Origin of the sequence: Streptomyces sp. NPDC006529 (assembly GCF_040611795.1) — a bacterium.
Taxonomy (GTDB): domain Bacteria; phylum Actinomycetota; class Actinomycetes; order Streptomycetales; family Streptomycetaceae; genus Streptomyces.
In genome coordinates this window covers 99,448-124,709 of sequence record NZ_JBEXPB010000010.1, presented here as the reverse complement: position 1 = coordinate 124,709, position 25,262 = coordinate 99,448, and the positions used below count along the sequence as shown (strand labels likewise).

Sequence of the window (25,262 nt, the reverse complement as noted above, 5' to 3'; positions counted from 1 at the left end):
GGTGAGCGGAAAGCGGGTGAGCCGAAGGCGGTAGCGGCCGGGGCGAGAGCGGGCTCAGATGATCCGGCACTCGCGGGCGGAGGCGATGAAGGCCTCGGCGGCGAAGTCGATGTCCGCCTTGGTGTGGGCGGCCGTGATGGCGATCCGCAGCCGTGCCAGGTCGTTGGGGACGGCCGGGGTGACCACCGGGAGGCCGATGACCCCGTTCTTGCGGCAGACGGTCGCGTAGTCGTAGGCGGCCTCGTCGGACCCGGCGATGATCGGGACGACGGCGGTCTCGCTGTCCACCGTGCTCATCCCGGCGTCGTGGAGCATGCCGCGGAAGCGGGCCGACTCCTGCTGGATGAACTCCACCCGCTCCGGCTCGCGCTGCAGGATCCGCAGGGACTCCAGGGCGGCCGCGGCCTGGGCCGGGCCGAGGGCGGCGGAGAAGAGGAAGGGGCGGGCGGCGTACTTCAGGTGGTGGACCAGCTCGGCGGAGCCGGCGACCCAACCGCCCATGGAGGGGATGGCCTTGGAGAGGGTGCCGAGCTTGATGTCGACCTTCACCTCGTGGTCGAAGTGCTCCTCGATGCCCTTGCCGGTGGCGCCGATGACACCGAGCGCGTGGGCCTCGTCGACCATCAGGAGCGCGTTGTGGGCGTCGCAGACCTTGCGCAGCTCCACCAGGGGGGCGATGTCGCCGTCCATGGAGTAGACGCTGTCGACGATGACGAGGCGGACCCCGGTGTCGGGGGCGGCGGCCAGCCGGCGCTCCAGGTGCGCCACGTCGTTGTGGCGGAAACGGGTGACGGTGGCGCCGGAGAGCTTGCAGCCGTCGACGATGCTGGCGTGGTCGTACTTGTCGATGAAGACGGTGTCACCGGGGCCGACGATGGCGCCGACGGTGCCCACGTTCGCCGCGTAGCCGGAGCCGAAGACGAGGGCCTTCTCGCGGCCCGCGAACCGGGCGACCTCCGCCTCCAGTTCCTCGTGCAGCGGGGTCGAGCCGGCCAGCGCGCGGACCCCGTGGTTGCCGGTGCCGTAGCGGTCCACGGCGGCCTTGGCGGCCGAAACCACCCGTTCGTCGCCGGCGAGCCCGAGGTAGCTGTAGCCGGACATCATCAGCAGCCGCCGGCCGTCCTGGTCGGCGTAGGCCGAGTCCCGCTCCACCGTGTATGCGACGAAGCTGTTCTTGCGGTCGGGCTCGTACTCCAGGGACCGTACGCGGTCCCGGAAGTACGCCAGCTTCGGCTCCAGGCGCTCCCAGGCGGCGGATGCGTTCACGTGCTTCTCCTCGTCGTGACGTCCGGCGGACCCGGAACTCCATCGACGCCCCGCCGTCGTTCCGGCCGGGCTCTAGTGGAATTCCATTAAGGCGTCCGGGCGCAATGGCGACGCAACAGCGGAAGTCGAGCGCGGCGATATCGGGGCGCGAGCGGCGCTCCAGTCGCGCACCGGCCGTTCACGAGCGGACCGCCACCGGTCCGCCAGTGGGGCTCGAATTCTGGAAAGCCGGTCCTCGACCCCGCTTCGACCTGGCATTTCATTCGCGAAGGAATGTTTTCGGGGCTCTGTTGACACGTGGAGAAGGCCCGAAGGTATCTTCGAACCGCACGCGAACCTGGGGGACACGGCCGGAAGTCGACCGTTTCGGAGAGTGCATAGTGCTGATCAGACTCGTAGGCCTTGTCACGATCGAACCGGACGGAGCCCCGCCACAGCACCTCTCCAGCGCTCAGGCGCAAGTGGCGTTCGCCCGTCTCCTCCTCGAACGCAGCGGAGGCACGGAGCGTGACCAGTTGGCTGAAACCGTATGGCCCGAGGGGCTGCCCGACACCTGGGCCTCGGCGCTGCGCAGCGTCGTGAGCCGCGTGCGGACCTTCGTCACCACCCCGCAGGACCAGCCCGGCGTGACGCCCCTGGTCGCGCAGGGCGGCCGGTACGTCCTGCGGCTCCCCGAGGACGCCGCCGTGGACGTGGAGTGCGCGGAGACGGCGGTGGCGGAGGCGGCCGAGGCGTACGCGGAGGGGGCGTACGCGGTGGCGCAGCAGCTGGCCGCGGGCGCGGTCTCGAACCTGCGCGGGTCGTTCCTGCCCTCGCACGAGGGGGACTGGGTCAACGCGGTGCGCGAGCAGCTGGAGGAGCTGCGCCTCAAAGCGCTGGAGACGGCGAGCCTGTCCTCCTCGGCGCTGGGCGACCAGCACCACGCCCTGCGCTACGCCGAGGAGGCGGTGCGGCGGGCTCCGTTCCGCGAGAGCGCGTACCGCTGCCGGATGGCGGCGCACACCCGGGCCGGCAACCGCGCGGAGGCGCTGCGCAGCTACCAGCAGCTGCGCGAGGTGCTGGCGGAGGAGCTGGGGATAGACCCGGCGCCGGAGACGGAGGCGGCGTACCTGGAGCTGCTGCGCACGCCGGAGCCGCGGCGCACCGTGCGGCCGTTCGCGGTCCTGGACCCGTTCCTCATGGGCATGTTCGAGGTGGACCGGGCGGCGGCGCCGCAGCCGTGCTCCCTGTCGGACCACGGCTGCGTGACGCACCCGACGGCGGCCCGCCCGGCCGCCTCGCACCCGGCCGATTCACACCCGGCGGCGGCCCGCCCGGCCGCCTCGCACCCGGCGGCGTAGGGACGTCCCTCCCCCGCGCGGGGCCCGTACGCGCGGCGGCCCCGGCCCCCCTGGGAAGGGGGGCCGGGGCCGTCTTGCCGCACGGGCCGGGTCAGGTGATCGACACGCCGCTGTCGATGCTGATGACCTGGCCGGTCATGCAGTCCTGGTCCAGGAAGAGGCCCGCACTGCGCGCGACCTCCTCGACCGTCACGAACCGCGGGATCGGGGCCTTGTCCTCCATGCCCTCGATCACCCGGTCCGGGAGGTCCTTCGTCATCCCCGTGATCATGAACCCCGGGGACAGCGCGTTCACCGTGACGCCGCGCCGGCCGCACTCCGACGCGAGCGTGCGGGTGAACCCGATCAGGCCCGCCTTGGACGCCGAGTACGCCGTCTGCCCGGCCGTCGCGATGATGCCCGACGGGGAGACGATGTTGATCACCCGGCCCCAGCGCTGCCTCAGCATGGCCGGGACCGAGGCCCGGGCCGTGTGGAAGGAACCGATCAGGTTGGTCTGGATGACCTGCGCCCAGTCCGCCGGGTTCTGCATCGCCATGAGGCCGTCCTTGCGGATGGCCCCGTTGTTGACGAGTACGTCGACGGGCCCGAGCCCGGCGGAGATCTCGGCGTAGATCCCCTGGACCGCCTCCCACGAGCCGACGTCGCCCGTGACCAGGACGGACGGGTTGGTCAGCTTCTCCTGGACCGCGACCGCCGCGTCGCGCGAGCTGTTGTAGTGCACCGCGACCCGGCAGCCCAGGGCGTCCAGCTCCAGGGCCAGCGCCTGGCCGAGGCCGCCGGAGGCGCCGGTGACGAGCGCGACCGGGGATTCGGGCCGCTGGCCCGCACTCTTGTTGCTCATGCTGCCGCACCGCCCCATTCCATCAGGATCGAACCCCATGTCATGCCGGCGCCGAACCCGGCCAGCAGGACCTTGTCACCGGCCTTGATCCGGCCCTCGTCGAGGGCCTCGGCCAGCGCGATCGGGATGGAACCCGACGCCGTGTTGCCGTACTTCTGGAGGTTGGTGATCAGCGCCTCCTGGCGCAGCCCGGTGTGGGACATGATCGAGTTGATGATCCGGATGTTCGCCTGGTGGGGCACCACGTGGTCCACGTCGGCCGCGTCCACCTTGGCGCTCTCCAGCGTCTCGCGGACCGTACGGACGGTGTAGCGGACGGCGTTGAGGTAGATCTCGTTGCCGTTGATCTGCGCGTAGTGCAGGCCCGCGTCCAGCGTCTCCTGGGTGGTCGGCATCCGGCTGCCGCCCGCGAGCACCTTGAGGGATCCGGTGCAGGAGCCGTCGGCGCCCAGGTTCCAGGCCTTGACCCGGTTCTCCGGGCCTGCCTGGAGGACGACCGCGCCGGCGCCGTCGCCGACCAGGATGGACAGGTCCCGGTCGGCCGGGTTGGCCGTCAGGGTGTGGGTGTCGGAGCCGATCAGCAGGATCGGCCGCGGGTCGATCGCGATGAGGGCCATCGCGGAGACGAGCCCGTAGACGAAGCCGGCGCACTCCGAGTTGACGTCGTGCGCGCTCCCGGCGATGCCGAGTTCGTGGTGGACGAACGCGGAGGTCGCCGGGGACGGCTGTTCCGGTGTCGCCGTGGCGACGATGAGGTGGGCGATGTCGGCGCCGGTGAGGCCCGCCTTGTCCAGGGCGCGCCGGCCGGCCTCGACGGCCAGGGAGACGGTCGTCTGCCCCGGGTCCACCGCCCGCCGCTCACGGATCCCGCAGCGGCTGACGACCCAGTGCTCGTCCACGCCGAAGCGCTCCGCGAGTTCCGCACTGGTGACGACGCGCTCGGGTACGGACATGCCCCACCCGGTGATGTCGAAGCCGGTCACGTGGTTCCCCTCGTCCCTCGTCCCTCGTTACGCCTGCGCCGGGACGAGGTCGACGATCTTCGCGTAGACGTCACGCAGGGTCGTCGTGTCGTCGAGGTCCGCGAAGAGCGACTCGTCGGCCGGAATGTGCGGGTAGGTGGTCTGGAATCCGTACAGCCACTCCATCAGGTCCAGCGAGTCGACGTCCGCGATGTGCTGGAGCGGGGCGTCGGGGCTGACCTCCGCGGCACCCGAAACGGCCTCGAGCTGGCTCGCCAGTTCTTCGATGGTGGGCAGCGACATGGGGTCGGTCCTCTCTCGGCAGTGCAACTCGGCAATGCGTCTTGGTTTTCGAGAGCGATGAAAACCCCGGGCCCGCAAGGAAGGCGCAACACGGCCCGCCGCGGTCCTCGCCGCACCCCTTTCTTCCAGCGGATTCGGACCGTGTTGCGCCTGCCTTGCGGGTCATCGGGTTTTCTCGGACGCGAATTCAGATCGGACGGCCCCGCCGGACAGCCAGGGCCCCGCCGGACAGCCCAGGACAGCCAGGAATGAGGATCAGATGACAACGGTCGCCCCCAAGTCGGTGGACCCCGAGGTCGATGCGATCAGGCACCACTACGAGGTCAGCAACGATTTCTACCGGCTGCTGCTGGGCCCCACGATGATGTACTCCGGCGGCTACTGGGAGGACGGCGAGGACCTCGTCGCCACCCTGGACGAGGCGCAGGAGCGCAAGCTCGACAAGTTCGCGGAGCTGGCGGGCGTCCGTGCCGGCGGCGCCCAGCGCGTCCTGGACATCGGCTGCGGCTGGGGCACCATGCTCAACCGCCTCACCACCGTCCACGGCGCCGAGCAGGCGGTCGGCCTGACCCTCTCGCGCACCCAGGAAGCCTTCATCGACGGGCTGAAGAACCCGAAGATCACCACGCTGGTCGAGAGCTGGGCCGACTACAAGGTCGCCGACGACAGCGAGAAGTACGACGCGGCGTTCTGCATCAACGCGCTGGAGCACTTCGTCTCCTCGGCCCTGCCGCCGAAGGAGCGCACCCGGCGCTACCGGTACTTCTTCCAGCAGGTCGCGAACACGCTCAAGCCGGGCGCGAAGTTCGTGCTGCACACCATGACCGCCGAGGCGCTGCCGATGAACCGGGCGCTCCTCGACGACCTGAAGTTCCTCCAGCGGTCCGAGTTCAAGGACTGCCACATCCCGCACCTGCACGAGCTGACCGCGGGCGCCGAGGGCCTCTTCGAGATCGACGAGATCGTGAACGAGCGCGAGTCCTTCGCGATGGCCTGCCGGGCCTGGCTGGTGCTGCTCGCCGAGCGCCGGGACGAGGCCGTCGCCCTGGAGGGCGAGGAGGTCGTGGCCCGCTTCGAGCGCTACCTCGACATCTTCGCGTACACCCTCGAGGACAAGTTCTTCAACAACTTCCGCGTGACCATCACGCGCCGCTAGGAGGCCGTCGTGACGAGCATTCTCGAACCGGCCAGGGACGGCGGAGCCCGCCCGACGACCGAGGCGGCCGCCAAGGGCCGTGGGCCGACCCGCCATCTGCGGGTGGCCGTCATCGGTACCGGGTTCTCGGGCCTGGGTACCGCCATCCGGCTGCTGCAGTCGGGCATCGACGACTTCCTGGTGTTCGAACGGGCCGACGAGGTCGGCGGCACCTGGCGCGACAACAGCTATCCGGGGTGTGCGTGCGACGTCATGTCCCACCTGTACTCCTTCTCGTTCGCCCGCAACCCGGAGTGGAAGTCGACGTTCGCCTCCCGCGACGAGCTGTACGCCTACCTGCGGAACACGGCCGACCGTTTCGGCGTGCGCCCGCACATCCGGTTCCAGCACGAGCTGGTCTCCGCCCGCTGGGACGAGGGCGAGCGGCACTGGAAGATCGAGACCTCCCAGGGCGACTACACCGCGCAGTTCCTGGTGACCGGCACCGGCTACCTCAGCGAGGCGGCCGTGCCGGACATCAAGGGACTGGCGGAGTTCGAGGGCAAGGTCTTCCACTCCTCCGACTGGGACCACGAGCACGAGCTGGCCGGCCGCCGCGTCGCCGTCATCGGTACGGGTGCCTCGGCGATCCAGTTCGTCCCGAAGATCCAGCCCGAGGTCGGGCACCTGGACCTCTACCAGCGCACGCCCGCGTGGATCGGCCCCAAGCCCGACAAGGCCAACAGCGAGCTCCACACCAAGATGCTGCGCTCGCTGCCCGGCTACCAGCAGTTCCGCCGGGGCTTCAACATGTGGGGCCGGGAGATCCTGGCGTTCTTCTGGAAGCGTCCCAAGCTCGCCGAGAAGGTCCAGAAGATGGCGAGCGACCACCTGGAGAAGTCGGTGAAGGACGAGGCGCTGCGCAAGCGGCTGACCCCGGACTACCTGGTGGCCTGCAAGCGGCTGCTGTTCTCGAACACCTGGTACCCGGCGATCCAGCAGCCCAACGTGGAGATCGTCACCGACGGCATCGCGGAGGTCCGGCCCACCTCGATCGTCGGTACGGACGGGGTCGAGCGCGAGGTCGACACCATCATCCTGGGCACCGGTTTCCAGGCCACCGACCGTCCGGTCGCGCGCCGGATCTGGGGCCGGGACGGCGTGCAGCTGCGCGAGGCGTGGAAGGACGGCATGGCCGCGCACCGCGGCACCACCATCGCGGGCTTCCCGAACCTCTTCATGCTGCTGGGTCCGAACACGGCGCTGGGCCACTCCTCGCAGACCGTGATGATCGAGGCGCAGGTCGAGTACGTCGTGGACTCCTTGAAGCAGGTCGAGAAGCGGGGCCTGTCGAGCATCGAGGTCCGCCAGGAGGCGCAGGACGCCTACAACCGCAAGCTCGACAAGCACCTGGAGGGCACGGTGTGGATGTCGGGCGGGTGCAAGAGCTGGTACCTGGACGACAACGGCCGCAACACCTCCATCTTCCCGACGTACACCTGGCGCTTCCGCCGGGGCACCAAGCGCCTCGACCTGAGCGAGTACCAGCTCGCCTCCCAGGTACGCACCACCTCCCCGGTACCTCACCAGTAGGAGACGTACGCAGATGAGCAGCACCCACAGAAGCGCCGCGGGCACCGCCGCCGCCCCCTCCCGTCGCCGGGTACTCGGCGGGATCGCGACCACGGCGGTCGCGGTCGTCGGCTGGAACGCGGTGTCCCAGACCTGGGCGACGGCCGCCGAGGCCGCGGGGAAGTCCGGGGTCGTCCCGGTGCCGGACCTGGTCGGCACGCTGGAGACGGGGCCGGCCACGGTCGACGCCTTCGCCAACGACTTCGGGCACCTCTTCGACGGCGCGGCGAGCAAGCCCTGGGCCGTGCTGCGGCCGGGTGGCGTCGGTGACATCGTCAAGATCGTCGACTACGCCCGCGCCAACGGGATCAAGGTCGCGGTCAACGGCCAGGGCGGCACCGGCAACGACATCGAGTCGCACTCGGTGTACGGCCAGGCGCGGGTCCCGGGCGGCATCTCCATCGACGCCAAGGGGATGTCGAAGATCCTGTCGATCGGCGCCGACCACGCGGTGGTCGAGGCCGGTGTGACCTGGGGCCAGCTGACCGACGCGACGCTCAAGGTGGGCAAGACCCCGCCGGCGCTGCCCGACTACCTGTACATCTCGGTCGGCGGCACCATCAGCATCGGCGGGATCGGCGGCACCGTGCAGCGGTACGGCCTGCTGTGCGACACCGTGCAGTCCATCGACATCATCACGGGCGACGGCAAGCTGGTCACCGCGACGGCGCAGCAGCGTCCGGAGCTGTTCAACGCGGCGCTCTCGGGCGGCGGCCAGGTCGGCATCATCGTCCGGGTGACCGTCAAGCTGATACCGGCGCCGAAGCGTTCGGTCATCTTCAGCCTGTTCTACTCCGACGTCGAGACGTACCTCGCGGACTCGGAGAAGGTGCTGGCCGACGGCCGCTTCCAGGTCCACGCGGGCGAGATGCTCCAGAAGCCGGACGGCTCGGGGTGGCGCTACAAGCTGGAGGTCGGCGCCACCTACAACACGACCCCGCCGGACCGCGCGAAGCTGCTGTGCGACCTGAAGGACGTACGGGCGGACGCGCTCATCGAGGACGTGGCGTTCCGGGACTACATGTTCCGCCTCGACGCGTACGAGGCGGTGCTGAAGGAGGGCGGCCACTGGTACACGCCCAAGCCGTGGCTGAGCATGTTCCTGCCCGCGTCGAAGACCCGGCAGTTCATGAAGCTGGTGGAGCAGGAGCTGGACGCGAACTCGCTCGGCGGCGGGTTCCTGCTCTTCTACCCGTTCTTCACCTCGAAGATCAAGCGGCCGCTGGCGATGATGCCCAACGAATCCGTGGTCTACCTGTTCGACCTGCTGCGCTTCCCCAACCCGGGCGAGCCCAACATCCAGGGCATGATCGACCAGAACCGCCGCCTGTACGACATCGCGGTGAGCCTCGGCGCCAAGCGCTACCTGGTGGGCTCCATCCCGATGTCGGGCGCGGACTGGAAGAAGCACTTCGGCAACCGCTGGACCGGCTTCGTGAACGCCAAGAAGAGGTTCGACCCCAACAACACCTTCACCCCGGGCCAGGGCTTCTTCGCCTGACGGCGGCAGCCTGACCGGTCGTGAAGTGCCGGCGGCGGGACGGGGAGAGGAACCCCCGCCCCGCCGCTCCCTTTTCCCCGTATGCACTGGACGTATGCACTGGAGGTTCGCCATGACGACCTATGACCTGATCGACGAGGCGGTGATCGACGCCCCGGCGAGCGCCGTCTGGGAGGCGCTCATCGCGGAGCTGCACGGCGCCCGGAAGTGGTGGGTGCCGTCCAATACCTTCGACGTCGTCTCCGGGTCCGCCGACCAGGTCGGCGGCCGGATCGCGGTCACCGTCCACACCAAGGGCTCCGACAAGGGCGGCCTCAAGCTCCGCTTCACCTCGCGCACGGTGGCCGTGGAACCCGGCCGGCGCCTGGAGGTCGAGTACGTCGACGGGGTGTTCCGGGGGCGCAGCGTCTTCCGCCTGGAGCCGCTGGCCGAGGACCGGACCCGGATCTCGATGCACTTCGTGGGCACCCCGAGCGGTTTCCTGAAGATCCTGTCCAAGGTCGCGGACCTGGGCGCCGAGCACTCCAAGGGGGCCCTGTCGGCCTTCGAGTCGCTGGGCCGCCGGCTGGCGCCCGCGGGTGCGGGGGCGCGGGGATGAGCGAGGCCATGGAGCTGTCCCTGGCCCGCGAGCTGAGCCGGGAGCTGAGTGTCCGCACGGACGACGGCGCGGATCTCGCGGTCACCGTACTGGCCCCGCTGGCGGGCACGGCCGCCGCCGTGGACGTGGTCCTGGTGCACGGCTGGGCGCACACCCGGCGGGTCTGGGGCACGGTCGCGGACCGGCTGATCCGGGCCGGGCACCGGGTGGTGCTGTACGACCAGCGCGGGCACGGCGCCTCGACCGCCGGCCGGACCCCGGTCTCGGTGGAGCGGCTCGGCGCGGACCTGGCGGCCGTACTGGGGGAGACGGACGCGCGCGGGGCGGTCGTGGTCGGCCACTCGGGCGGCGGGTTCGCGGCGCTGTCGTACGCCGCCCTGGACCCCGCGGCCGGGCGGCTGCACGGGCTGGTGTTGCTCGGGACGGCCGCGCACGGCCAGGACACCCCGGACAGCGAGGTCAAGATGATGGGCAGCGCGCTGTTCTCGTGGGCGCTGCGCCGGTCCTGGCTGGGCGGCAAGCTGCTGTCCTCGACCATGGCCAAGGGGGTGGACCCGGTCGCGCTGGAGGTGAACCGGCAGCTGTTCGCGGCGACCGCCCCGCACATCCGGGCCGAGTTCTTCCGCTGCACGCGGGGCTGGGACGTGCGCGAGGCGCTGGCGTCGGTGACCGTGCCCGCGGTGGTGCTGCACGGGGAGGGCGACAAGGTCATCGCGCCCGCACTGGCCGAGATCCTGGCCGAGACCCTGCCGGGCGCCCGCTTCGAACCGGTGCCGGGCGCGGGCCACATGCTGCCGCTGGAGCGTCCGCTACTGGCGGTGTCGGCGGTGGCGGAACTGACCTCGCGCGCGGCCCGGTGACCGTGGGCCGATGATCGAATCCATCCTGCCGCCGGGCGTCGCGTCCTCGGAAGCCTTCGACGACGCGGCGCCCGCGCCGCTGTTCCCGAGCGAGGCGGCGCTGATGGCGAGCCGCCGGGCGCGCAGGCGCCGCCAGTTCGCGACGGCCCGCACCTGCGCCCGCCGCTGCCTGGCGGACCTCGGCCACGCCCCCGCCCCGCTGCTCCCGGGCCCGGGCGGCGCCCCAGCCTGGCCGTCGGGGGTGGTCGGCAGCATCACCCACTGCGACGGCTACCGCGGGGCGGTGGCGGACCACCGCGCGCGCACCTCGGCGCTGGGCATCGACGCGGAACCGGCGGGCCCCCTCCCTACGGGCGTCCTCGGCCTGATCACCTCCCCGGCGGAACGCGCCCACCTGGCCGCCCTGGCGGAGGCCGACCCCGCGACCCCGTGGGAGCGCCTCTTCTTCTCGGCGAAGGAAGCGGTGTACAAGGCCTGGTACCCGGCCACGGGCACCTGGCTCGGCTTCCGCCAGGCCACCGTGACCCTCTCCCCCGCGGGCACCTTCACGTGCGTCCTGCACCCCCCGCCCACCGCCGCCCCGGCGAACCCCCACTACGAGGGCCGCTGGCTGTCGACCCCGACCCTGGTCCTGACGGCGGTCCACCGGGAGGGCGGGTGAGGGGGCCTACAGCACCGGGACGGGCAGCGGCGCGGTGTTGAGGGTGGGGACGGTCCAGCGCTGGGCGTCGGTGGTGTTGCAGTCCCAGAGCTGGAGCTGCGTGCCGTCGGTGGTGTTCATGTGGTCGAGATCGAGGCAGCGGCCGGAGACCGGGTTGTAGACGGAGTTGTCGGCCCGGGGCATGAACTGCTGCGCCGGGTTGCCGTGGCAGACCATCAGCTGGATGGGAGTGCCGTTGGCGGTACCCCCGTTGACGGCGTCCAGGCACTTGCCCTGGATGCGCAGGGTGCCGTCGGTGCGGATCTCGAACTTCTGGGCCACGCCTCCTGCCTGGTCGTTGCAGCGCCAGATCTGGATCTTGTTGCCGTCAGCGGTGCCGCCGGCGTTGTTGTCGAGGCAGTGGGTACCCGTACTGGTCAGCGTGATCGGGCTGACGGCGTCGGGGGTGGTGGGCGCGGCGGCGTACGGGTAGACGGCGAGGTTGCTGACGCCGCCCGTGAATCCGGCGAAGGGGTCGGGCTGCCCGTTGACCTTGTACCGGCCCAGGACGAGCGGACCGGCGGGCACGGGGCCGTCGGCCGCCTTGTGCTGCCCGCTGGCGCCGAGGATCCCGTTGACGTAGAGGCTCATCCGGCCGGTTCCCGCGTCGTAGACGGCGGTCAGCCGGGTCCACGCGCCCGGCACCACCCGTGCCGCCTCGTTCTCGGCCACGTCGGACCAGTCGAAGTTCCAGCCGGAGCTGTCGCCCCTGGCAAGCGCGAAGCGCCACTTCTTGGACGGGTCGGCGTACAGCATGAACGAGCTGCTGGTCGTGCCGTCCTGGCTGAGGACGAGGCCCGTGCCCGCCCCGGTGACCTTGGTGGTCATCCAAGAGATTCCGTACGTCGTGGACCTGCGCTACGACCCCTACGGCCGCGCGGTCCGCACGACGGTCGGCGCGACCAGCAAGCAAGTCGTCTCCACCCTCGACTACGACGCGGGCACCGGCAGGCCGATCCGCTCCACCCTCGACAAGCAGACGGCGGCCACCGCGAGCGTCGACGTCGTCGACTACACCTACAACCAGGTCGGCCAGCTGACCTCGATCGGGAACACGCAGGACGGCGCGACCCGCGACCTGCAGTGCTTCACCCACGACTACCTCGGCCGACTCACCCAGGCCTGGACCGACACCGGCGCCCAGACCACCGCCCCGCAGCCCAGCGTGCGCGGCATCGGCGGCTGCGCCAACGCGGGCGGTCCGGCGGTCGACGGTGCGGGCAAGCCCAGCGTGGGCGGTCCCGCGCCGTACTGGCAGCAGTACGAGTACGACAAGCTCGGCAACCGCACCAAGCTGGTGAAGAAGGACGTCACCGGAGCCACGGCCAAGGACACGACGGTCACCCAGACCTTCGGCACCGGCCCCAACACCCCGTCCACCGACCCCAAGACGGGCGGCGGCACGGGCGGCCCGCACGCGCTGATGACCTCCACCGAGACCGGCCAGGCCGGCACGAAGGTCACCAGCTACACCTACGACGCGGCCGGAAACACCGCGGGCATCACCAGCACCCCCGGTACCAAGACCCTCACCTGGGACGGCCTGGGCAAGCTGGACAAGGTCGTCGGCACCGGCGAGAGCGCCGGCACCAGCTACCTCTACGACACCGGCGGCAACCAGCTCATCCGCCGCGACCCCACCAGCACCACTCTCAACCTCGGCAGCGACCAGATCACCCTGGACACCGCCAGCAAGAAGGTCACCAACGTCCGCACCTACGGGGCGCCCGGCGGCCTGGCCATCACCCGCACCACCACCGGCGGCACCTCGGCGCTGGCCTACCAAGCCTCGGACCACCACGGGACCAACGGCGTCCAGTTCAACGCCACCGACCTCACCCAGACCCGCCGCCCGGCCGACCCCTTCGGCAACGAGCGCGGCGCCCAGCCGAGCGCGGGCACCTGGGCGGGCGACAAGGGCTTCGTCGGCGGCACCAAGGAGAAGACCACTGGCTTCACCCTTCTCGGCGCCCGCGAATACGACCCCACCACGGGCCGCTTCATCAGCCCGGACCCGGTCATCGATCCCGGCGACCCCCAGCAGTGGAACGCGTACGCCTACGCCAACAACAGCCCCTTCAACAGCTCCGACGCGAGCGGGCTGAAGTACCTGGGTGACACCCAGGAGGACACGGTCTACGCCCTCCAGCACACGGACCACGGAAGCGGGGTGCAGCAGCACGATGAGGAAGAGGAAGCTCAGACCGACCTGGACAACGCGAACAACGAGGTCAGGAAGACCAAGGCCAAGCGCGACCACCTCATCCACGAGGTCGTCGACATCATCGGTGACCTGATCGGCTACAACGACGCCCGCGACTGCTTCACCAAGGGCGACGTGATGGCCTGCATCAACACCGCCCTCAACGCGGTTCCGTGGGGCAAGCTCTTCAAGGCGATCAAGGTCGGCATCAAGGCCTTCAAGGTCTACAAAGAGCTCAACAAGACGTACGACGCCATCCACGCGGCGGAACGCGGCGCCTCCCGCGCCGCCGAAGCCATGACCAGAGCCAAAAAGGCCGTCTCGGAAGCACGGGCAGCCGAAGCCAAGGCCGCGAAGTCGGCATCTGAAAAGGCCGGCAAGGAATCAGCCGGCGACGCCGCATCGACAGAGTCCAAGGCCTCGAAGAGCGCGGACGACGCCGAGTCGAACGCGGGCAGCGCTGAGTCACGGAGCAGCGGGTCGGCGGCGGAATCGGAATCCGCCCCTGTCAGCTGCAACAGCTTCCCTGCCGGTGTCCGGGTCCTGATGTCGGACGGCACGTCCAAGCCCATCGAGGAAGTGCAAAGCGGCGAGTCCGTCGCTGCCACCGACCCCCAGACCGGCGCGACCGGCCCCGAAACCGTCACTGCCACCATCACCACGCCCGACGACAAGGAGTTCACCGACCTCACCCTCACCGACGACGCAAGCCCCCGCGGCCCGCCCGCCACCCTCACCTCCACCTACCACCACCCCTACTGGAGCGAGACCCGCCACCAGTGGGTGGACGCCGGCGAACTCACGCCGGGCGAACACCTCCGCCGTCCGGACGGCTCCCTCCTGACCGTCCAAACCACCCGCACCTACCCCTACGCCGTCACCACGCACAACCTCACCGTGGACAACGTCCACACGTACTATGTGCTGGCGGGCGCTACGCCGGTCCTGGTTCATAACTGCGGGGGAATGAAAGCCTCCGACCAAGTGCGCGACTTGGCGGCCCGAGGTAAGACGAGGGAAGCCGCCGATGTGCACTATGAAGACATGGTGAGGGCGCGCACGGGTGGTACGTCGCAGATGATTAACGGGCGTGAGGTGGACGTCGTTACCAGCGACGCTCTAATTCAGGTGAAGCGGACGATGACAGCCGTCAACCGGCCCAAGAACTTCCTGAGCAAGTCGACGAGGAATCAGATCAAGGCCACTCTCTCAAGTGCAGACGAAATGGGTGTGCGGGCCGAATTCTGGTTCAAGTACGGCGTCCATCGAGATGTCCGCAGCTACATCGAGGGTAAGGGCGGGATTGTCGTCACCGGATTTGGGGACTGATCGCCAGTGTCGAAGTACTTCAATCTACGAGGGTTCCTGGACTGTGATTACAGCGATCTGGATGTGATCCGGGACGTCGTAGTGCAGGACAGGAGCAGGGCGACGCGGTTCGGCCTGACCGAGGAAGCTGCCGCCCTGTATCTGGATGGGTGGCTGTACCAGAAGAGGGAGATTAACTGGATCGCCCACGCGTTCTTCGGCGCGTCCATGAAGAGCGGGGGTGTGGACCTTATCTTTGATCAGCTGGAGAGAATCGCGAAGTTGATTCCGGAGCTGGAGGGAGTGTTCTTCGTGGATGACGACGAGGGCGGCCCTTCTCGTCGATGGGATGTGGCGAATGGGCGCGTGTCCATCCGCTAAGGATCTCGCGATTAGCATCGCTGCCCGGCTTCAATCTTCGGGCAACACGCCCCCCCCCCCCCCCGTGACGATTCATGCAACTTCGATGGAACGGTCCCGCTTGACGGGGGAAATTGGCATCGAAGAGGTCGCGCTTTAGAGGACTCATCGCGATGGCCCTGGATTGCCGGAGTCCAATAGTTAACCGGGCTCGCGGGAAGCCCCGCCGGAGTGCATCCGGCGGGGCTTCTGCGGTGTTTGACGGCAGTAGTTGACGGCAACGTCAGCGGACAGGCCTTGCGCAAGGCACCGGGTCGTCACCGTCGTCGGGCTGGTTGGCGGTCGCGGTCGGGTAGTGAAGCGTGTGGCCGAGAAGGTCGATGGCGTCGCATTGGAGGCGGAGTCGGACGTGGGCGTAGACGGTGGCTGTGACGCCGATGTGGGCGTGGCCGAGGAGTTCTTTGATCACGATAAGCTCGACGCCTTGCTCCAGGAGGAGGGTGGCGGTGGAGTGCCGTAGGTCGTGGAAGCGGATGCGGCGGAGCCCGGCCCGATCGAGGAGGGCGCGGTAGCTGCGATTGAGTTTCGCGGGATCGATCGGCCCCCCCGTCGGCGTTGTAAAGACGAGGCCGTTGTCCTTCCAGCCTTCCGCTGCCGCCTCACGTTCTGCTTCCTGAGCTTCACGGTGTTCTTTCAATGAGTGGATGCACTCGTTAGGGAGGGCGATGCGCCGTTCAGATGCGCGGGTCTTGGTGGGCAGGGTGGTCAGTCCGCCGGTCTGGGTGCGCTGGAGGGTGCGGCGGATGCTGGCGGTGCCGGCACTGAGGTCGACGTCTTCCCAATGAAGACTGAGAAGTTCGCCCTTGCGGAGGCCAGTGCGGAGGGCGAGTTCGTACAGCGCGTGCAGGCGGTTGCTTCGGCCGGAGGTGAGGAACTGGCGGGCGGCGATCTCACGGCGCAGGTAGATCGTGAAACGCGCCCACAGCGCGGAGGCGTGGGCATTGAACAGGACCGCGCCGGCGTAGTCGTACGTCTTCGGGTCTGCGCGGAGCCGAACATCCTGAGCGCAACCGGGTGGGCAGCGAGCGATGTGATCTTCACCCGAGCCGTGAGGCGGGAGGATGTCGGTGACGGCCTGGGGAAGATCCTGCAAGAAAAGGAAATATGCACTTCCTGTCAGGGGAATTACGGACCTGACAATTTCGTCCCGGGGGTTCTTTACGACCCCGCTGGATCCTGGATGTTGGGAGCAGGGTGAAGGCCTCTCATATCGAGCTGCAACGTCATGACTGGGCGTCACTTAGGTGTGGATGTGGGCAATCGGGAGCTCACATCCCATCATCATTCACCGCCCCCCTCTCGGCGCGCACCCTGGAGGAGACCATGGGGCATACACTCAATGGCCATGTGGAACGAGAAGCCATGCTGTTCCAAGTGGCACCGCACGCAACCTCCGTGATTCTCGCTGCTCTGACCGAAGACCTGCCGTCGTTCACCAGGTCCCATTTACTGAACATTCTTTGGTACCTGGTGACCGGAGAGTCTCACGAAACTGAAGGGACAGCTGGCCTTCTGAGTCTTGAAGTAGAATGCCGATCTGTGGCGGGTGAGGGTATCTGGTCGATCTACAAAGAGGCGACGTCGGGGGCGGCGAGACAGCTATGGATATCCTTGAATTCGTGGATCCAGATTCCCTGCGATTTGAGCATTTCCGCTCGGCCCTCTCCGGAAGCTAAAGGGACGACTCAAGAGGCTCCGCCGGAATACCGGTCCGGCGGAGCCTCTTGAGTGGATCCATTCGCCGGGGCGGTGACGCATGGGTCGAGGACCGGCCCTTCTCCAGGAATCCGGTCTCGGCGATGATCAGCAGGACGCCTCTCTCACCACAGACGGACTTCGTCGCGGAGCTCTCGCTCCAGGTGAGGTCCTTCGGTCCACCGGGTGGCGTGAGGTGAGGGCCCTCACCCCGCCAGGATCACCGTGCGCGGGGGCGTCGGGGCTTCGCTGGGGGTGTTCGGGGTGGTGCCCGCGCGGAATTCCTGGGGGCTGACGCCGCGGACGCGTTTGAAGGCCGTCGAGAGGGCGAAGGCGCTGCTGTAGCCGACGCGGCGGGCGACCGTGGCGACGGTGGCCTCCGGTTCGCGCAGCAGGTCGGCGGCCAGGGCCAGGCGCCAGCCGGTGAGGTAGGCGACCGGGGGTTCGCCGACGACCTCGGCGAAGCGGCGGGCCAGTGAGGCGCGCGAGACCCCGACCTTGAGGGCGAGTTCCTCCACGGTCCAGCCGTACGCCGGGTTCTCGTGCAGGAGACCCAGCGCGGGGCCGACCACCGGGTCGCTCTGGGCCCGGTACCAGGCGGGCGCGCCGCTGCCCGGGTCGGCGAGCCAGGTGCGCAGGATGCCGATGAGGAGCAGGTCCAGGAGCCGGTCGAGGACGATCTCCTGGCCCGGTTCGTCCTTGCCGATCTCCATCGCGAGCAGCCGTACGAGGGTGTCGTCCCCGGCGGTGGCCGGGCGGACCAGGACCGTGGGCAACGCGTTCAGCAGCCGTCGGCCGATCTCGCTGGGCGCCTGGTAGGTGCCGCTCAGCATGACCGCGGACCCGTCGTCCTGGAAGGCCTCGCCCCAGGAGCGCACGCCCAGCGCCATGGTGTCGGTGACGTCCTCCCCGGCCTCGGTGTTGCACCGCTGCTCCGGACCCACCGTGATCTGGACCGGGGTGTCCGGGTGGTCGGCGACCGTGTAGGGCTCGGGGCCGCGTACGACGGCCAGGTCGCCGGGGCGGATCAGCAGGGGCGCGCCCCGGTCCGGGACCAGCCACGCCTCGCCGCGCACCATCGTGACGACGGAGAGCGGGGCGCGGTCCTCGACGCGCAGCGACCAGGGCGGGTTGAAGACGGATTTGAGGAGGAAGGCGCCCCGGGCCTTGGGGCCTTCCAGCAGACCGGTCAGAGTGTCCATCCCAGGTGCCTTCCGAGAGTGTCCGTCCCGGGCGCACGCACCACGGAGCGACGGTGAAGCGCCCGCTCTCCCGCGGGGGACGGAATTGAGAGCGGGCGCCGTTCAACGGGGTGGTGCTATGCCGCCGAGCCGCGGCCGTGCAGGGTCAGCGCCCGGCCCAGGGCGGCGAGGGCCGCCGTGCAGGCCACGGTGCGCACGATGTTGCCGCCGGTCCAGCGGGCCCCGAAGCGGGACCGGGCCGCGCCGAAGTCGGCTCCGGCGCGAGCCAGTTGGGTGTTCAGCGGAATGTTGACCGCCGCGGTCACCACCAGGGACAGCGCGTAGAGGGCGAAGGCCGTCCAGCCCCAGCGCGCCGCGTCCGGGCGGCCGCCGCGTTGCTGCTGCACCGCCGCGACGCCCGTGGCGAGGAACGCCCCGAGGAAGAGCAGGCCGAACAGCCCGTTGTCGATGGCGTCGTTGATGTTGCGCATTGCGGTCACGTACGTCTGGTCGTCGCCGCGCCCGAGGCCCGGCATCACCGAGATGTCGAAGGCGAAATAGAGGCCGGCCATCAGCCCCGTGCCCACCGTCGCCGCCACCAGGGTGGCCGATTGGGTCGTCGTGCTCGTCACGTCTGGAGTCCCTTCAGGGTGCGCTCGTACCGCCTGCGCAACAGCGTCGCACCGATCAGCCGGACCGGCGGTGGAATGGTGGAGGAGACGTGTGCGACGGACTCCCGGCTCGCGCCGTCGAACATCCACGGCTGGAGGTACGTCATGACGCGCATCGGCGCGCTGGAGACCACCTTGCGCTCCTCGGCCAGGTAGGCCCGCTCCCCCAGCCGGTCGAAGACCGGGAAGACCACGCGTTCCTCGTCGCGCAGGTGGCCGCGCAGGATGTCCTCGAAAGCCTTGGCGGCGGCCACGAGGCCGTCGCCGCCGCGCCCCACGGCGGTGGACACCGCCGCCATGGCGGCGTCCAGCTCCTCGTGGTCGTCGTGGAGTTCACGGGCCTGCGCGTCGAAGTCGGCGTCGCGCCGGCGCAGGCCCGGCCACAGCACGTCGTCCTCGCTGGTGTGGTGCCATTCGATGACCTCGCGCAGCCGCTGCCACCACTCGGCGCCGCCGCCCCGCCAGGCGGGCGCCGCCGCGCGCAGCCGCGCCGCGTCGCGCCGCATGGCGATGTGCATCAGGGCGAAGCCGTGGAAGTGGGGCGGCAGGGCGGCCAGTCCGTTCTCGCTGGAGAAGGAAGGCTGGGACGTGCTGGTCATCGGGGTCTCCTCCCGGTGGGGGCGACGTGGGACGGGCTCAGACGTTCCAGACCCCGCTGGCCGCCGCCTCGCGGGCGAAGTCGGCGAAGTCCTTGGGCTTGCGGCCCAGGGCCTCCTCGACCCCGTGCACCAGGTGCGCGTTGCGGCCGTCCAGGATCATGGTGAACAGCTCGGCGAACTCCTCCGGGAGGTCGTTCTCCCGCAGGACGGCGCGGTACTCCTCGTTGGTGACCGAGAGGTACGTGATCTCCCGGCCGGTGGCCTTGGTCAGTTCCGCGGCGACGTCGCTGAAGCTGAGCAGCCGCGGTCCGGACAGCTCGTAGGTCTTGCCGATGTGCCGGTCGTCGGTCAGGGCGGCCACCACGACGTCGGCGATGTCGTCGACGTCGACGAAGGCCTCCACCGCGTCCCCGGTCGGCAGGGCGATCTCGCCGGCCAGGACGGGCTCCAGGAAGAAGCTCTCGTTGAAGTTCTGGTTGAACCAGCTGGCGCGCACCACGGTCCAGTCGGCTCCGGAGGCCTTGAGGTTCTCCTCGCTGACCTCCGCGGCCTCCTCACCGCGGCCCGAGAGCAGCACCAGGCGGCGTGCGCCGCTCGCCACGGCCGCCTTGGAGAACGCGCCGACCTGCTCGGCGGCGCCCGGGAAGGCTAAGTCCGGGTAGTAGGTCACGTACACCCGGTCGACGCCCTCCAGGGCCGCGGCCCAGGTCTCGGGCTGGTTCCAGTCAAAGGCCGGTTCACCATGGCGCGATCCGACCCGTACGGGAAGACCCTTGGCGGCGATTTTTTCGGCGACGCGGCGGCCGCTCTTGCCGGTGCCTCCGATGACGAGGGTGGTCCGGCCGTTCTGCGTGTTCTGCGTGGTCTGAGTCATGAGTACAGTCAAGTCCAGTCTCGCGAGACGGGCCATAGCCACAAAGCTCTCCTCCATACGCGTGCGTCTACGGCCGGTGCCCGGGCAGGCGGGCGTGGAGGCTGTGGCGGCGGCGGGAACCCCCGAATCGTAGGCACGCCTTACCCGGACCGGCCACAGCGTCCCGAGCCCTCCTCGACCCGGTCCCCAGCCTTCCGCGAGCGGTTCCCGAGCGGCTCCGGACGGGCCCCCGAGCGGCTCTCCGGTGCGCCCCGGCCGCGGCTCCGGCCGGTCCCCGGCGCGCGTGCGGCGGGCCTCCGCCCGGCCTGGACGCGTTCTGTACGGCGGGACTTGAGCGATCCTCCGGTCCGCGCCGACACCATCGGGCCGTGGAAGACCGCAGCGAGGTCCGGGAGGCCGCATGAACCCCACTCCGGAGCATCCGGAGCTCGACCAGTTGTCCGCCGACCTGGGCGGTCTGCTCGGCCGGATCGGGCTCGACCCGGCCGGAGAACCGCCCGTGCGCCGGGACCGCATCGACATCCGCTTCGCGGCCGCGGCCGCCCGCCACCCCGTCAGGATCGCCGCGCGCGACGCGGAGGAGCAGGCGACGTACCTCGAACTGGACTGGCTCGCGGACGAGATCGCGCGCAAGCTGTCGGGGCGTACGGGCCCGGGGCTCGCGGTCGCCGTGCGCGCCCGGCGCTCGTGCATGTCCGCGGGCGCCGTCGTGGGCGCGCTGCGCTCGGGAGCGGCCGTACTTCCGCTGGAGCCCGGGCACAACGCGGGGCTCCAGGAGTTCCTGATGCGGGACGCCGGGGCCTCGCTCGTCCTTTCGGACAGCGGGCTGCTGCGCGACGAGATCCCGCTGGCCAAGGCCGGTCCGTTCGTCATCGCGGCCCGTCCGCAGAGCACCGCGGTACGCCGTGAACTGCCGCAGGAGGCCGCCTTCCTGGCGCTCCCCTCGGGCGGGCACCCCGGCCGGGCGCTGTCCGTGGCGCCGGTCACGCACGGGGAGGTGCTGTCCTGGGTGGACAGCATCGTCCCGCTGCTGGAGGCGGGGCCGCAGGAGGTGTGGACCGCCTTCCACTCGCTGAGCCTGGACCTGGGCATGCGGGAGATCTGGGGGCCGCTGCTCTCGGGCGGGCTCGCGGTGGTCGTCGACCGGGACACCGGTGCGGACGCGCGCGAGTTCGCCGAACTGCTGGAGGACGAGCAGGTGACGGTGCTGACGCAGCTGCCGTCGGGGCTGGCGCGGCTCACCGGAGCCGCCGCCCGCGGCACGACGCTGCCCGCGCTGCGGCACGTCCTGCTGGCGGACGAACCGGTGGAGGAGCGGGTGCCGGCGGCGTGGAAGGCCTCGGGGATCGCGCCGTGGGCCGTCGTGTGGGAGGTGTCGGGCTCGCCCACCGTGCTGTGAGGCGCGTGCTGTGAGGCGCGACGGACCCGGACGCGCCGAGGCGTCCGGCGGGGATTCCCGCCGGACGCCTCACGCGCACGCAACCGGACCTGCGGGCGGTTCAGACGTTCCCCAGCCCGCCGCACACGTTGAGCGCCTGCGCCGTGATCGACGCGGCGAGGTCGGTGGTCAGGTACCCGACGAGCCCGGCCACTTCCTCGGGCGTGGAGTAGCGCCCCAGCGGTATCCGCGCCTCGAACTGCTCCTGAACGTACTCCTCGGTGGTGTCCCACACCTGCGCGTACCCGCTGCGCACCAGGGCCGCGGTGGGCGTCTCGACGTAGCCGGGGCAGACCGCGTTGACGGTGACGCCCTGCGGGGCCAGCTCCTTGCCCAGCGCCTTCGTGAAGCCGACGACGGCGTGCTTGGCGGCGGAGTAAGGGGCGCCGAGCAGCACGCCCTGCTTGCCCGCGGTGGAGGCGATGTTGATGATCCGGCCCCAGTGGGCGGCGCCGAGCCCGCCCGGGCCGAGCACCTCGCGGGTGACCAGGAAGACGCTGTTGAGGTTGGTGTCGATGACCTCGTGCCACAGCTCGTCGGTGAGGTCGGCGGTCGCGCCGCCGCCGCTGCGGCCCACGTTGTTGACGAGGACGGAGACCGGCGCGTCGAAGGCGCGGCCCGCCGACGCGACCAGGGCCGCCACCGACGCGCGGTCGCGCACGTCGGCCGCCGCGCCCTCCACCTCCAGACCCTCGGCCCGCAGGTCCTGGACGGTCTGCTTGACGGCCGTCTCCGTGCGCGCGCAGAGGAACACCCGGTGGCCGCGGGCGCCCAGGTCGCGTGCGATGGCCAGGCCGATCCCGCTGGTCGCCCCGGTGACCAGGGCCACGGGCCGCTCGGGGGCTCTGTTCGTCGCCGTCGGCTGTGCCTTCATCGGGCGCCCTCCCATGCTCGTGCTGACGTCATGACGTTCGCGGAGGTCACTCGGGGCGCACCGGAAGAAGGATGGAGGAATCGGGCGGGGTCAGGCCCCGGGCGAAGGGTGCGCCCGGTCCGGTTCCGGGCAGGCCCGCAGCAGCCCGCGGGCCTCGGCGTGCAGCCGCTCGGCGTCCAGCTCCTCGCAGTCCACCGACATGCCGAGCCCGGTGGCCGCGCCGGTCTCGTAGAACGACTGGTACTGGATGTACGGCTGGAACCCGTCGGACGCCTCCCGCCCGATCAGCAGCGTCGCGAGGTGGGTGCGGCCCGCGTCGTCCGTGCGGGAGAGCTCCAGCTCGTACTCGTACGGCTCCGCCCGCGGCGGCAGGTCGAGCACCGCCCGCGCGAAGCCCCGCACCTGCTCCGCACCGTCGAAGCGGATGGTCTCCGTACCGAACGGCGACTCGGCGCGCAGCAGCCACGCCTCGCCCGCGCCCTCGACCGTCAGCGCGCTGCGCCCGTGCGGGCCTTCGTGGCGGCAGACGAACGCCGCGTCCTCGTGGTCCATCGGAACAGCATGCCAAGGAGGTGCCGGGCCCCGTGGTCCGGGGGCACGCCCTCTCGACGGGCGGCGGCCGCTGCGCGATCCTTGGCATCCGGTCCGGTGACGGGGGGTCACGTGGCGGGTCAGGCGACGCATCGGACCGCGGGGTGGCCGGCGTGAGGGCGTTCGACGTGGTGGAGCCCGTGCTGGTGGCCGCCTTCCTCGGGCTGGCGTACCGGACGGTGCGCACCACCGGGGTCGGGCTGCGGGTGGCCGTGCTGGTCATGGCCGTGTTCAACGCGGGGCTGCTCTGGACGCTGGCCGAGACCGGGCCGTCCTGGTCGGTGCCGGTGGTGGGCGCGTTCTCGCTGGTGTGCGCGGTGTTCAGCGCGCTGGCCGCGGCGCGGGCCCTGCTCGGGCGGATCGCCTTCATCGACGACGCCCGCTACGCGGAGATCGTGGACCAGGTGGGGAGCGCCCGGGAGCCGCAGGTGCTGGGGCTGTGCGTGCTCTACAACGGCACCCTCGCCGTGACGGCCTTCAGCGACGACGCCAGGCCGGAGGGCAGGCTGCACCACCTGCGGACCCCGGACCGCTGCGGCTTCTGCCTGGTGGAGGACCGGATGCGGGACTTGCTGGGCGAGCCGGAGGCGCTGGTCGAGGAGTACCGCACCCACCTGCGGGCGGGCCGGAGCCGGCACTTCCTGGTCAGGCGGCGCTCGCCGGAGGAGCCGTGGACGGGCCGGTTGCGGGACCGGATCGCCTACCGGCTGCCGAAGGTGCGGCCCCCGTGCGACGTCCACGACCCGCTGCTCGCGGGACGCGGCTGACCGTTGACGGCGTTAACGCCGTTAACGCTCCCCGCCCGCGCGGCGGTTCAGCGCTCCTCCGGGGAGAGCAGCAGCCGCTTCTGGGGTTTGCCCATGGCGTTGCGCGGCAGCGATGCCACGAACCGCACCTCGCGCGGGCGTTTGTGCACCGAGAGGTGGGTGGCGACGAAGTCGGTCAGTTCGGCCGCGCCGACCCCCTCGGCGACGACGAAGGCCACGATGCGCTGGCCGAGGTCCGCGTCGGGGACGCCGACCACGGCGGCCTCGCTGACGGCCGGGTGGTCCAGGAGCGCGTTCTCGACCTCGCCCGCGCCGATCCGGTAGCCGCCCGACTTGATCATGTCGATGGAGGCCCGGCCGACGATCCGGTGGAGGCCGTCCGCGTCGATGGCCGCGATGTCGCCCGTACGGAACCACCCGTCCTCGGTGTACGAGGCGGCCGTGGCCTCGGGGCGGCCGAGGTAGCCGCTGAACAGGGTGGGCCCGGTGAGCTGGAGTTCGCCGATGTCGGCCCCGGGCTCGGCGGCGATCCGGGTACGGACCCCCGCGACCGGCGTGCCGACCGTACCGGGGCGGGGCGCGGCGTCGGCCCGGGCGCTGAGCGTGATCAGGGTCTCGGTCATGCCGTAGCGCTCCAGCGGCGCGTGGCCGGTGAGCCGCTCCAGCGCCCCGAAGACGGGGGTGGGCAGGGGCGCGCTGCCCGAGACGAGCAGCCGGGCCCCGGCGAGGCCCGCGGCGGCGGCCGGGTCGGCGGCGATCCGGGACCAGACGGTGGGGACGCCGAAGTAGAGGCTGCCGCCCGCGGCGGCGTAGGCCTGCGGGGTGGGGCGGCCGGTGTGGACCAGGCGGCTGCCGGTGCGCAGGGCGCCCAGGACGCCGAGGACCAGGCCGTGGACGTGGAACAGCGGCAGCCCGTGGACCAGCGTGTCCCCGGCGGTCCACTGCCAGGCGTCGGCGAGGGCGTCCAGTCCGGCGGCGAGGGCCTCGCCGGTGTGGACGACGCCCTTGGGGGCGCCGGTGGTGCCCGAGGTGTAGAGGATCAGGGCGGGGTCCCCGGGGCGCGCGCCGCCGGTGTCGGCGCTCGCGGCGGCCCGGCGGGCGAAGTCGGCCTCGACGAGGACGGCGCCGGAGTCGCGCAGGATGTGCTCGCGCTCGGCGGGCCCGGCGTCCGGCGGCAGCGGGACGACCGGCACCCCGGCGAGCAGCCCGCCGACCACGGCGGCGACGGTCTCCAGGGAGGCGGTGGCGGTCACCGCGAAGGCGGGCGCCCCGGCCACCTCGGCGGCGACCGCGCGGGCCGCGCCGAGCAGGTCCTCGTACGAGGTGGAGCGGCCGGCGATGGTGACCGCGTCCGCGCGGTCTCCGTGGTTGCCGTGCAAGGCCGTGAGCAGCACCGGGGGTCCCCTGTTCGTCGTCGACGTCGACTGGGTCCCAGGGTGTCAGACGGCCGGCGGGGACGGCCGGGCGGAACCTCCCGTCCGGCCGTCCCCGCCCGCCACA

At 70.8% G+C, this 25,262-nt stretch carries 23 protein-coding genes and 1 pseudogene; 11 read left to right on the top strand and 13 right to left on the bottom strand.

Annotation, left to right across the window (positions count from 1 at the left end; translation table 11 throughout):
• Positions 1-54: 54 nt before the first annotated feature.
• Positions 55-1,266 carry an aminotransferase class I/II-fold pyridoxal phosphate-dependent enzyme gene (locus ABZY31_RS11175; RefSeq protein WP_356407597.1) on the bottom strand — a complete coding sequence of 404 codons (1,212 nt, stop codon included), beginning with the start codon at positions 1,264-1,266 and terminating at the stop codon, positions 55-57.
• Between the two features lie 515 nt (positions 1,267-1,781).
• Between ABZY31_RS11175 and ABZY31_RS11170 the strand changes: the two genes are divergently transcribed.
• Positions 1,782-2,606 (top strand): bacterial transcriptional activator domain-containing protein, encoded by an 825-nt coding sequence (locus tag ABZY31_RS11170; RefSeq protein WP_356407594.1) that lies wholly within the window; start codon positions 1,782-1,784, stop codon positions 2,604-2,606.
• 91 nt (positions 2,607-2,697) lie between these two features.
• Here ABZY31_RS11170 and ABZY31_RS11165 read toward each other — a convergent pair whose 3' ends face one another.
• The 3 genes from ABZY31_RS11165 to ABZY31_RS11155 are packed head-to-tail and all read right to left on the bottom strand — an operon-like array spanning position 2,698 to position 4,715.
• The gene (locus tag ABZY31_RS11165; RefSeq protein WP_356407591.1) at positions 2,698-3,450 is read right to left on the bottom strand and encodes an SDR family NAD(P)-dependent oxidoreductase; all 753 of its coding nucleotides are present in this window, start codon (positions 3,448-3,450) and stop codon (positions 2,698-2,700) included.
• On the bottom strand, positions 3,447-4,433 hold the full coding sequence (locus ABZY31_RS11160) for a ketoacyl-ACP synthase III (protein WP_330335473.1): 987 nt from the start codon (positions 4,431-4,433) through the stop codon (positions 3,447-3,449). The genes ABZY31_RS11165 and ABZY31_RS11160 overlap by 4 nt, the downstream gene beginning before the upstream one ends.
• A gap of 27 nt (positions 4,434-4,460) precedes the next feature.
• Positions 4,461-4,715, bottom strand: coding sequence for a hypothetical protein (locus ABZY31_RS11155; protein WP_356407588.1), 255 nt, complete (start codon positions 4,713-4,715; stop codon positions 4,461-4,463).
• A gap of 259 nt (positions 4,716-4,974) precedes the next feature.
• Between ABZY31_RS11155 and ABZY31_RS11150 the strand changes: the two genes are divergently transcribed.
• The 6 genes from ABZY31_RS11150 to ABZY31_RS11125 all read left to right on the top strand — a co-directional run bounded on the left by ABZY31_RS11150 (position 4,975) and on the right by ABZY31_RS11125 (position 11,102).
• Positions 4,975-5,871, top strand: coding sequence for a class I SAM-dependent methyltransferase (locus tag ABZY31_RS11150; RefSeq protein WP_356407585.1), 897 nt, complete (start codon positions 4,975-4,977; stop codon positions 5,869-5,871).
• A 9-nt stretch (positions 5,872-5,880) separates the two neighbouring features.
• Positions 5,881-7,443, top strand: coding sequence for an NAD(P)/FAD-dependent oxidoreductase (locus tag ABZY31_RS11145; RefSeq protein WP_356407582.1), 1,563 nt, complete (start codon positions 5,881-5,883; stop codon positions 7,441-7,443).
• Positions 7,444-7,456: 13 nt separating this feature from the next.
• The gene (locus tag ABZY31_RS11140) at positions 7,457-8,983 is read left to right on the top strand and encodes an FAD-binding protein (RefSeq protein WP_356407579.1); all 1,527 of its coding nucleotides are present in this window, start codon (positions 7,457-7,459) and stop codon (positions 8,981-8,983) included.
• 112 nt (positions 8,984-9,095) lie between these two features.
• Positions 9,096-9,581 carry an SRPBCC family protein gene (locus ABZY31_RS11135; protein WP_356407576.1) on the top strand — a complete coding sequence of 162 codons (486 nt, stop codon included), beginning with the start codon at positions 9,096-9,098 and terminating at the stop codon, positions 9,579-9,581.
• The gene (locus tag ABZY31_RS11130) at positions 9,578-10,441 is read left to right on the top strand and encodes an alpha/beta hydrolase (protein WP_356407573.1); all 864 of its coding nucleotides are present in this window, start codon (positions 9,578-9,580) and stop codon (positions 10,439-10,441) included. Before ABZY31_RS11135 ends, ABZY31_RS11130 begins: the two co-directional genes overlap by 4 nt.
• A 10-nt stretch (positions 10,442-10,451) precedes the next feature.
• Positions 10,452-11,102, top strand: a complete 651-nt coding sequence (locus ABZY31_RS11125) for a 4'-phosphopantetheinyl transferase superfamily protein (RefSeq protein ID WP_356407570.1) — start codon at positions 10,452-10,454, stop codon at positions 11,100-11,102.
• A gap of 6 nt (positions 11,103-11,108) precedes the next feature.
• Here ABZY31_RS11125 and ABZY31_RS11120 read toward each other — a convergent pair whose 3' ends face one another.
• On the bottom strand, positions 11,109-11,969 hold the full coding sequence (locus ABZY31_RS11120) for a ricin-type beta-trefoil lectin domain protein (RefSeq protein ID WP_356407567.1): 861 nt from the start codon (positions 11,967-11,969) through the stop codon (positions 11,109-11,111).
• Here ABZY31_RS11120 and ABZY31_RS11115 point away from each other — a divergent pair.
• Entirely contained in the window at positions 11,941-14,673 is a 2,733-nt protein-coding gene (locus tag ABZY31_RS11115; protein WP_356407564.1) for a restriction endonuclease fold toxin, read from the top strand. The two genes, ABZY31_RS11120 and ABZY31_RS11115, sit on opposite strands and share 29 nt — an antisense overlap.
• 6 nt (positions 14,674-14,679) lie before the next feature.
• Complete coding sequence (locus ABZY31_RS11110; RefSeq protein ID WP_356407561.1) at positions 14,680-15,033, top strand: hypothetical protein; 354 nt, start codon at positions 14,680-14,682, stop codon at positions 15,031-15,033.
• A gap of 262 nt (positions 15,034-15,295) precedes the next feature.
• Here the strand turns inward: ABZY31_RS11110 and ABZY31_RS11105 are convergent.
• From ABZY31_RS11105 to ABZY31_RS11085, 5 genes and pseudogenes are all read right to left on the bottom strand, one after another.
• Positions 15,296-16,051: pseudogene (locus ABZY31_RS11105) on the bottom strand (site-specific integrase); the annotation flags it as partial.
• 922 nt (positions 16,052-16,973) lie between these two features.
• Entirely contained in the window at positions 16,974-17,969 is a 996-nt protein-coding gene (locus ABZY31_RS11100) for an AraC family transcriptional regulator (protein ID WP_356407558.1), read from the bottom strand.
• A 116-nt stretch (positions 17,970-18,085) separates the two neighbouring features.
• Positions 18,086-18,580, bottom strand: a complete 495-nt coding sequence (locus ABZY31_RS11095; RefSeq protein ID WP_356407555.1) for an anthrone oxygenase family protein — start codon at positions 18,578-18,580, stop codon at positions 18,086-18,088.
• Entirely contained in the window at positions 18,577-19,218 is a 642-nt protein-coding gene (locus tag ABZY31_RS11090) for a hemerythrin domain-containing protein (RefSeq protein WP_356407552.1), read from the bottom strand. Before ABZY31_RS11090 ends, ABZY31_RS11095 begins: the two co-directional genes overlap by 4 nt.
• Positions 19,219-19,255: 37 nt before the next feature.
• Positions 19,256-20,092 (bottom strand): NAD(P)H-binding protein, encoded by an 837-nt coding sequence (locus ABZY31_RS11085; protein ID WP_356407549.1) that lies wholly within the window; start codon positions 20,090-20,092, stop codon positions 19,256-19,258.
• 400 nt (positions 20,093-20,492) lie between these two features.
• Between ABZY31_RS11085 and ABZY31_RS11080 the strand changes: the two genes are divergently transcribed.
• Positions 20,493-21,491 carry an AMP-binding protein gene (locus ABZY31_RS11080; RefSeq protein ID WP_356407546.1) on the top strand — a complete coding sequence of 333 codons (999 nt, stop codon included), beginning with the start codon at positions 20,493-20,495 and terminating at the stop codon, positions 21,489-21,491.
• A 100-nt stretch (positions 21,492-21,591) separates the two neighbouring features.
• Here the strand turns inward: ABZY31_RS11080 and ABZY31_RS11075 are convergent, their stop codons facing one another.
• Entirely contained in the window at positions 21,592-22,404 is an 813-nt protein-coding gene (locus ABZY31_RS11075) for an SDR family NAD(P)-dependent oxidoreductase (RefSeq protein ID WP_356407543.1), read from the bottom strand.
• 90 nt (positions 22,405-22,494) lie between these two features.
• The gene (locus tag ABZY31_RS11070; RefSeq protein WP_356407540.1) at positions 22,495-22,956 is read right to left on the bottom strand and encodes a hypothetical protein; all 462 of its coding nucleotides are present in this window, start codon (positions 22,954-22,956) and stop codon (positions 22,495-22,497) included.
• 152 nt (positions 22,957-23,108) lie between these two features.
• Here ABZY31_RS11070 and ABZY31_RS11065 point away from each other — a divergent pair, with 152 nt between their 5' ends.
• Positions 23,109-23,762, top strand: coding sequence for a hypothetical protein (locus tag ABZY31_RS11065; RefSeq protein WP_356407538.1), 654 nt, complete (start codon positions 23,109-23,111; stop codon positions 23,760-23,762).
• A 47-nt stretch (positions 23,763-23,809) separates the two neighbouring features.
• Here the strand turns inward: ABZY31_RS11065 and ABZY31_RS11060 are convergent, their stop codons facing one another.
• Complete coding sequence (locus tag ABZY31_RS11060) at positions 23,810-25,153, bottom strand: AMP-binding protein (RefSeq protein ID WP_356407684.1); 1,344 nt, start codon at positions 25,151-25,153, stop codon at positions 23,810-23,812.
• Positions 25,154-25,262 lie beyond the last annotated feature (109 nt).

What these genes read in the sequence shown, in the direction of transcription:
- ABZY31_RS11165 (WP_356407591.1), bottom strand. Translation starts at nt 3,450, where the DNA reads ATGAGCAACAAGAGTGCGGGCCAGCGGCCCGAATCCCCGGTCGCGCTC.
- ABZY31_RS11155 (WP_356407588.1), bottom strand. Translation starts at nt 4,715, where the DNA reads ATGTCGCTGCCCACCATCGAAGAACTGGCGAGCCAGCTCGAGGCCGTT.
- ABZY31_RS11150 (WP_356407585.1), top strand. Translation starts at nt 4,975, where the DNA reads ATGACAACGGTCGCCCCCAAGTCGGTGGACCCCGAGGTCGATGCGATC.
- ABZY31_RS11140 (WP_356407579.1), top strand. Translation starts at nt 7,457, where the DNA reads ATGAGCAGCACCCACAGAAGCGCCGCGGGCACCGCCGCCGCCCCCTCC.
- ABZY31_RS11135 (WP_356407576.1), top strand. Translation starts at nt 9,096, where the DNA reads ATGACGACCTATGACCTGATCGACGAGGCGGTGATCGACGCCCCGGCG.
- ABZY31_RS11130 (WP_356407573.1), top strand. Translation starts at nt 9,578, where the DNA reads ATGAGCGAGGCCATGGAGCTGTCCCTGGCCCGCGAGCTGAGCCGGGAG.
- ABZY31_RS11125 (WP_356407570.1), top strand. Translation starts at nt 10,452, where the DNA reads ATGATCGAATCCATCCTGCCGCCGGGCGTCGCGTCCTCGGAAGCCTTC.
- ABZY31_RS11120 (WP_356407567.1), bottom strand. Translation starts at nt 11,969, where the DNA reads ATGACCACCAAGGTCACCGGGGCGGGCACGGGCCTCGTCCTCAGCCAG.
- ABZY31_RS11100 (WP_356407558.1), bottom strand. Translation starts at nt 17,969, where the DNA reads ATGGACACTCTGACCGGTCTGCTGGAAGGCCCCAAGGCCCGGGGCGCC.
- ABZY31_RS11090 (WP_356407552.1), bottom strand. Translation starts at nt 19,218, where the DNA reads ATGACCAGCACGTCCCAGCCTTCCTTCTCCAGCGAGAACGGACTGGCC.
- ABZY31_RS11085 (WP_356407549.1), bottom strand. Translation starts at nt 20,092, where the DNA reads ATGACTCAGACCACGCAGAACACGCAGAACGGCCGGACCACCCTCGTC.
- ABZY31_RS11080 (WP_356407546.1), top strand. Translation starts at nt 20,493, where the DNA reads ATGAACCCCACTCCGGAGCATCCGGAGCTCGACCAGTTGTCCGCCGAC.
- ABZY31_RS11075 (WP_356407543.1), bottom strand. Translation starts at nt 22,404, where the DNA reads ATGAAGGCACAGCCGACGGCGACGAACAGAGCCCCCGAGCGGCCCGTG.
- ABZY31_RS11070 (WP_356407540.1), bottom strand. Translation starts at nt 22,956, where the DNA reads ATGGACCACGAGGACGCGGCGTTCGTCTGCCGCCACGAAGGCCCGCAC.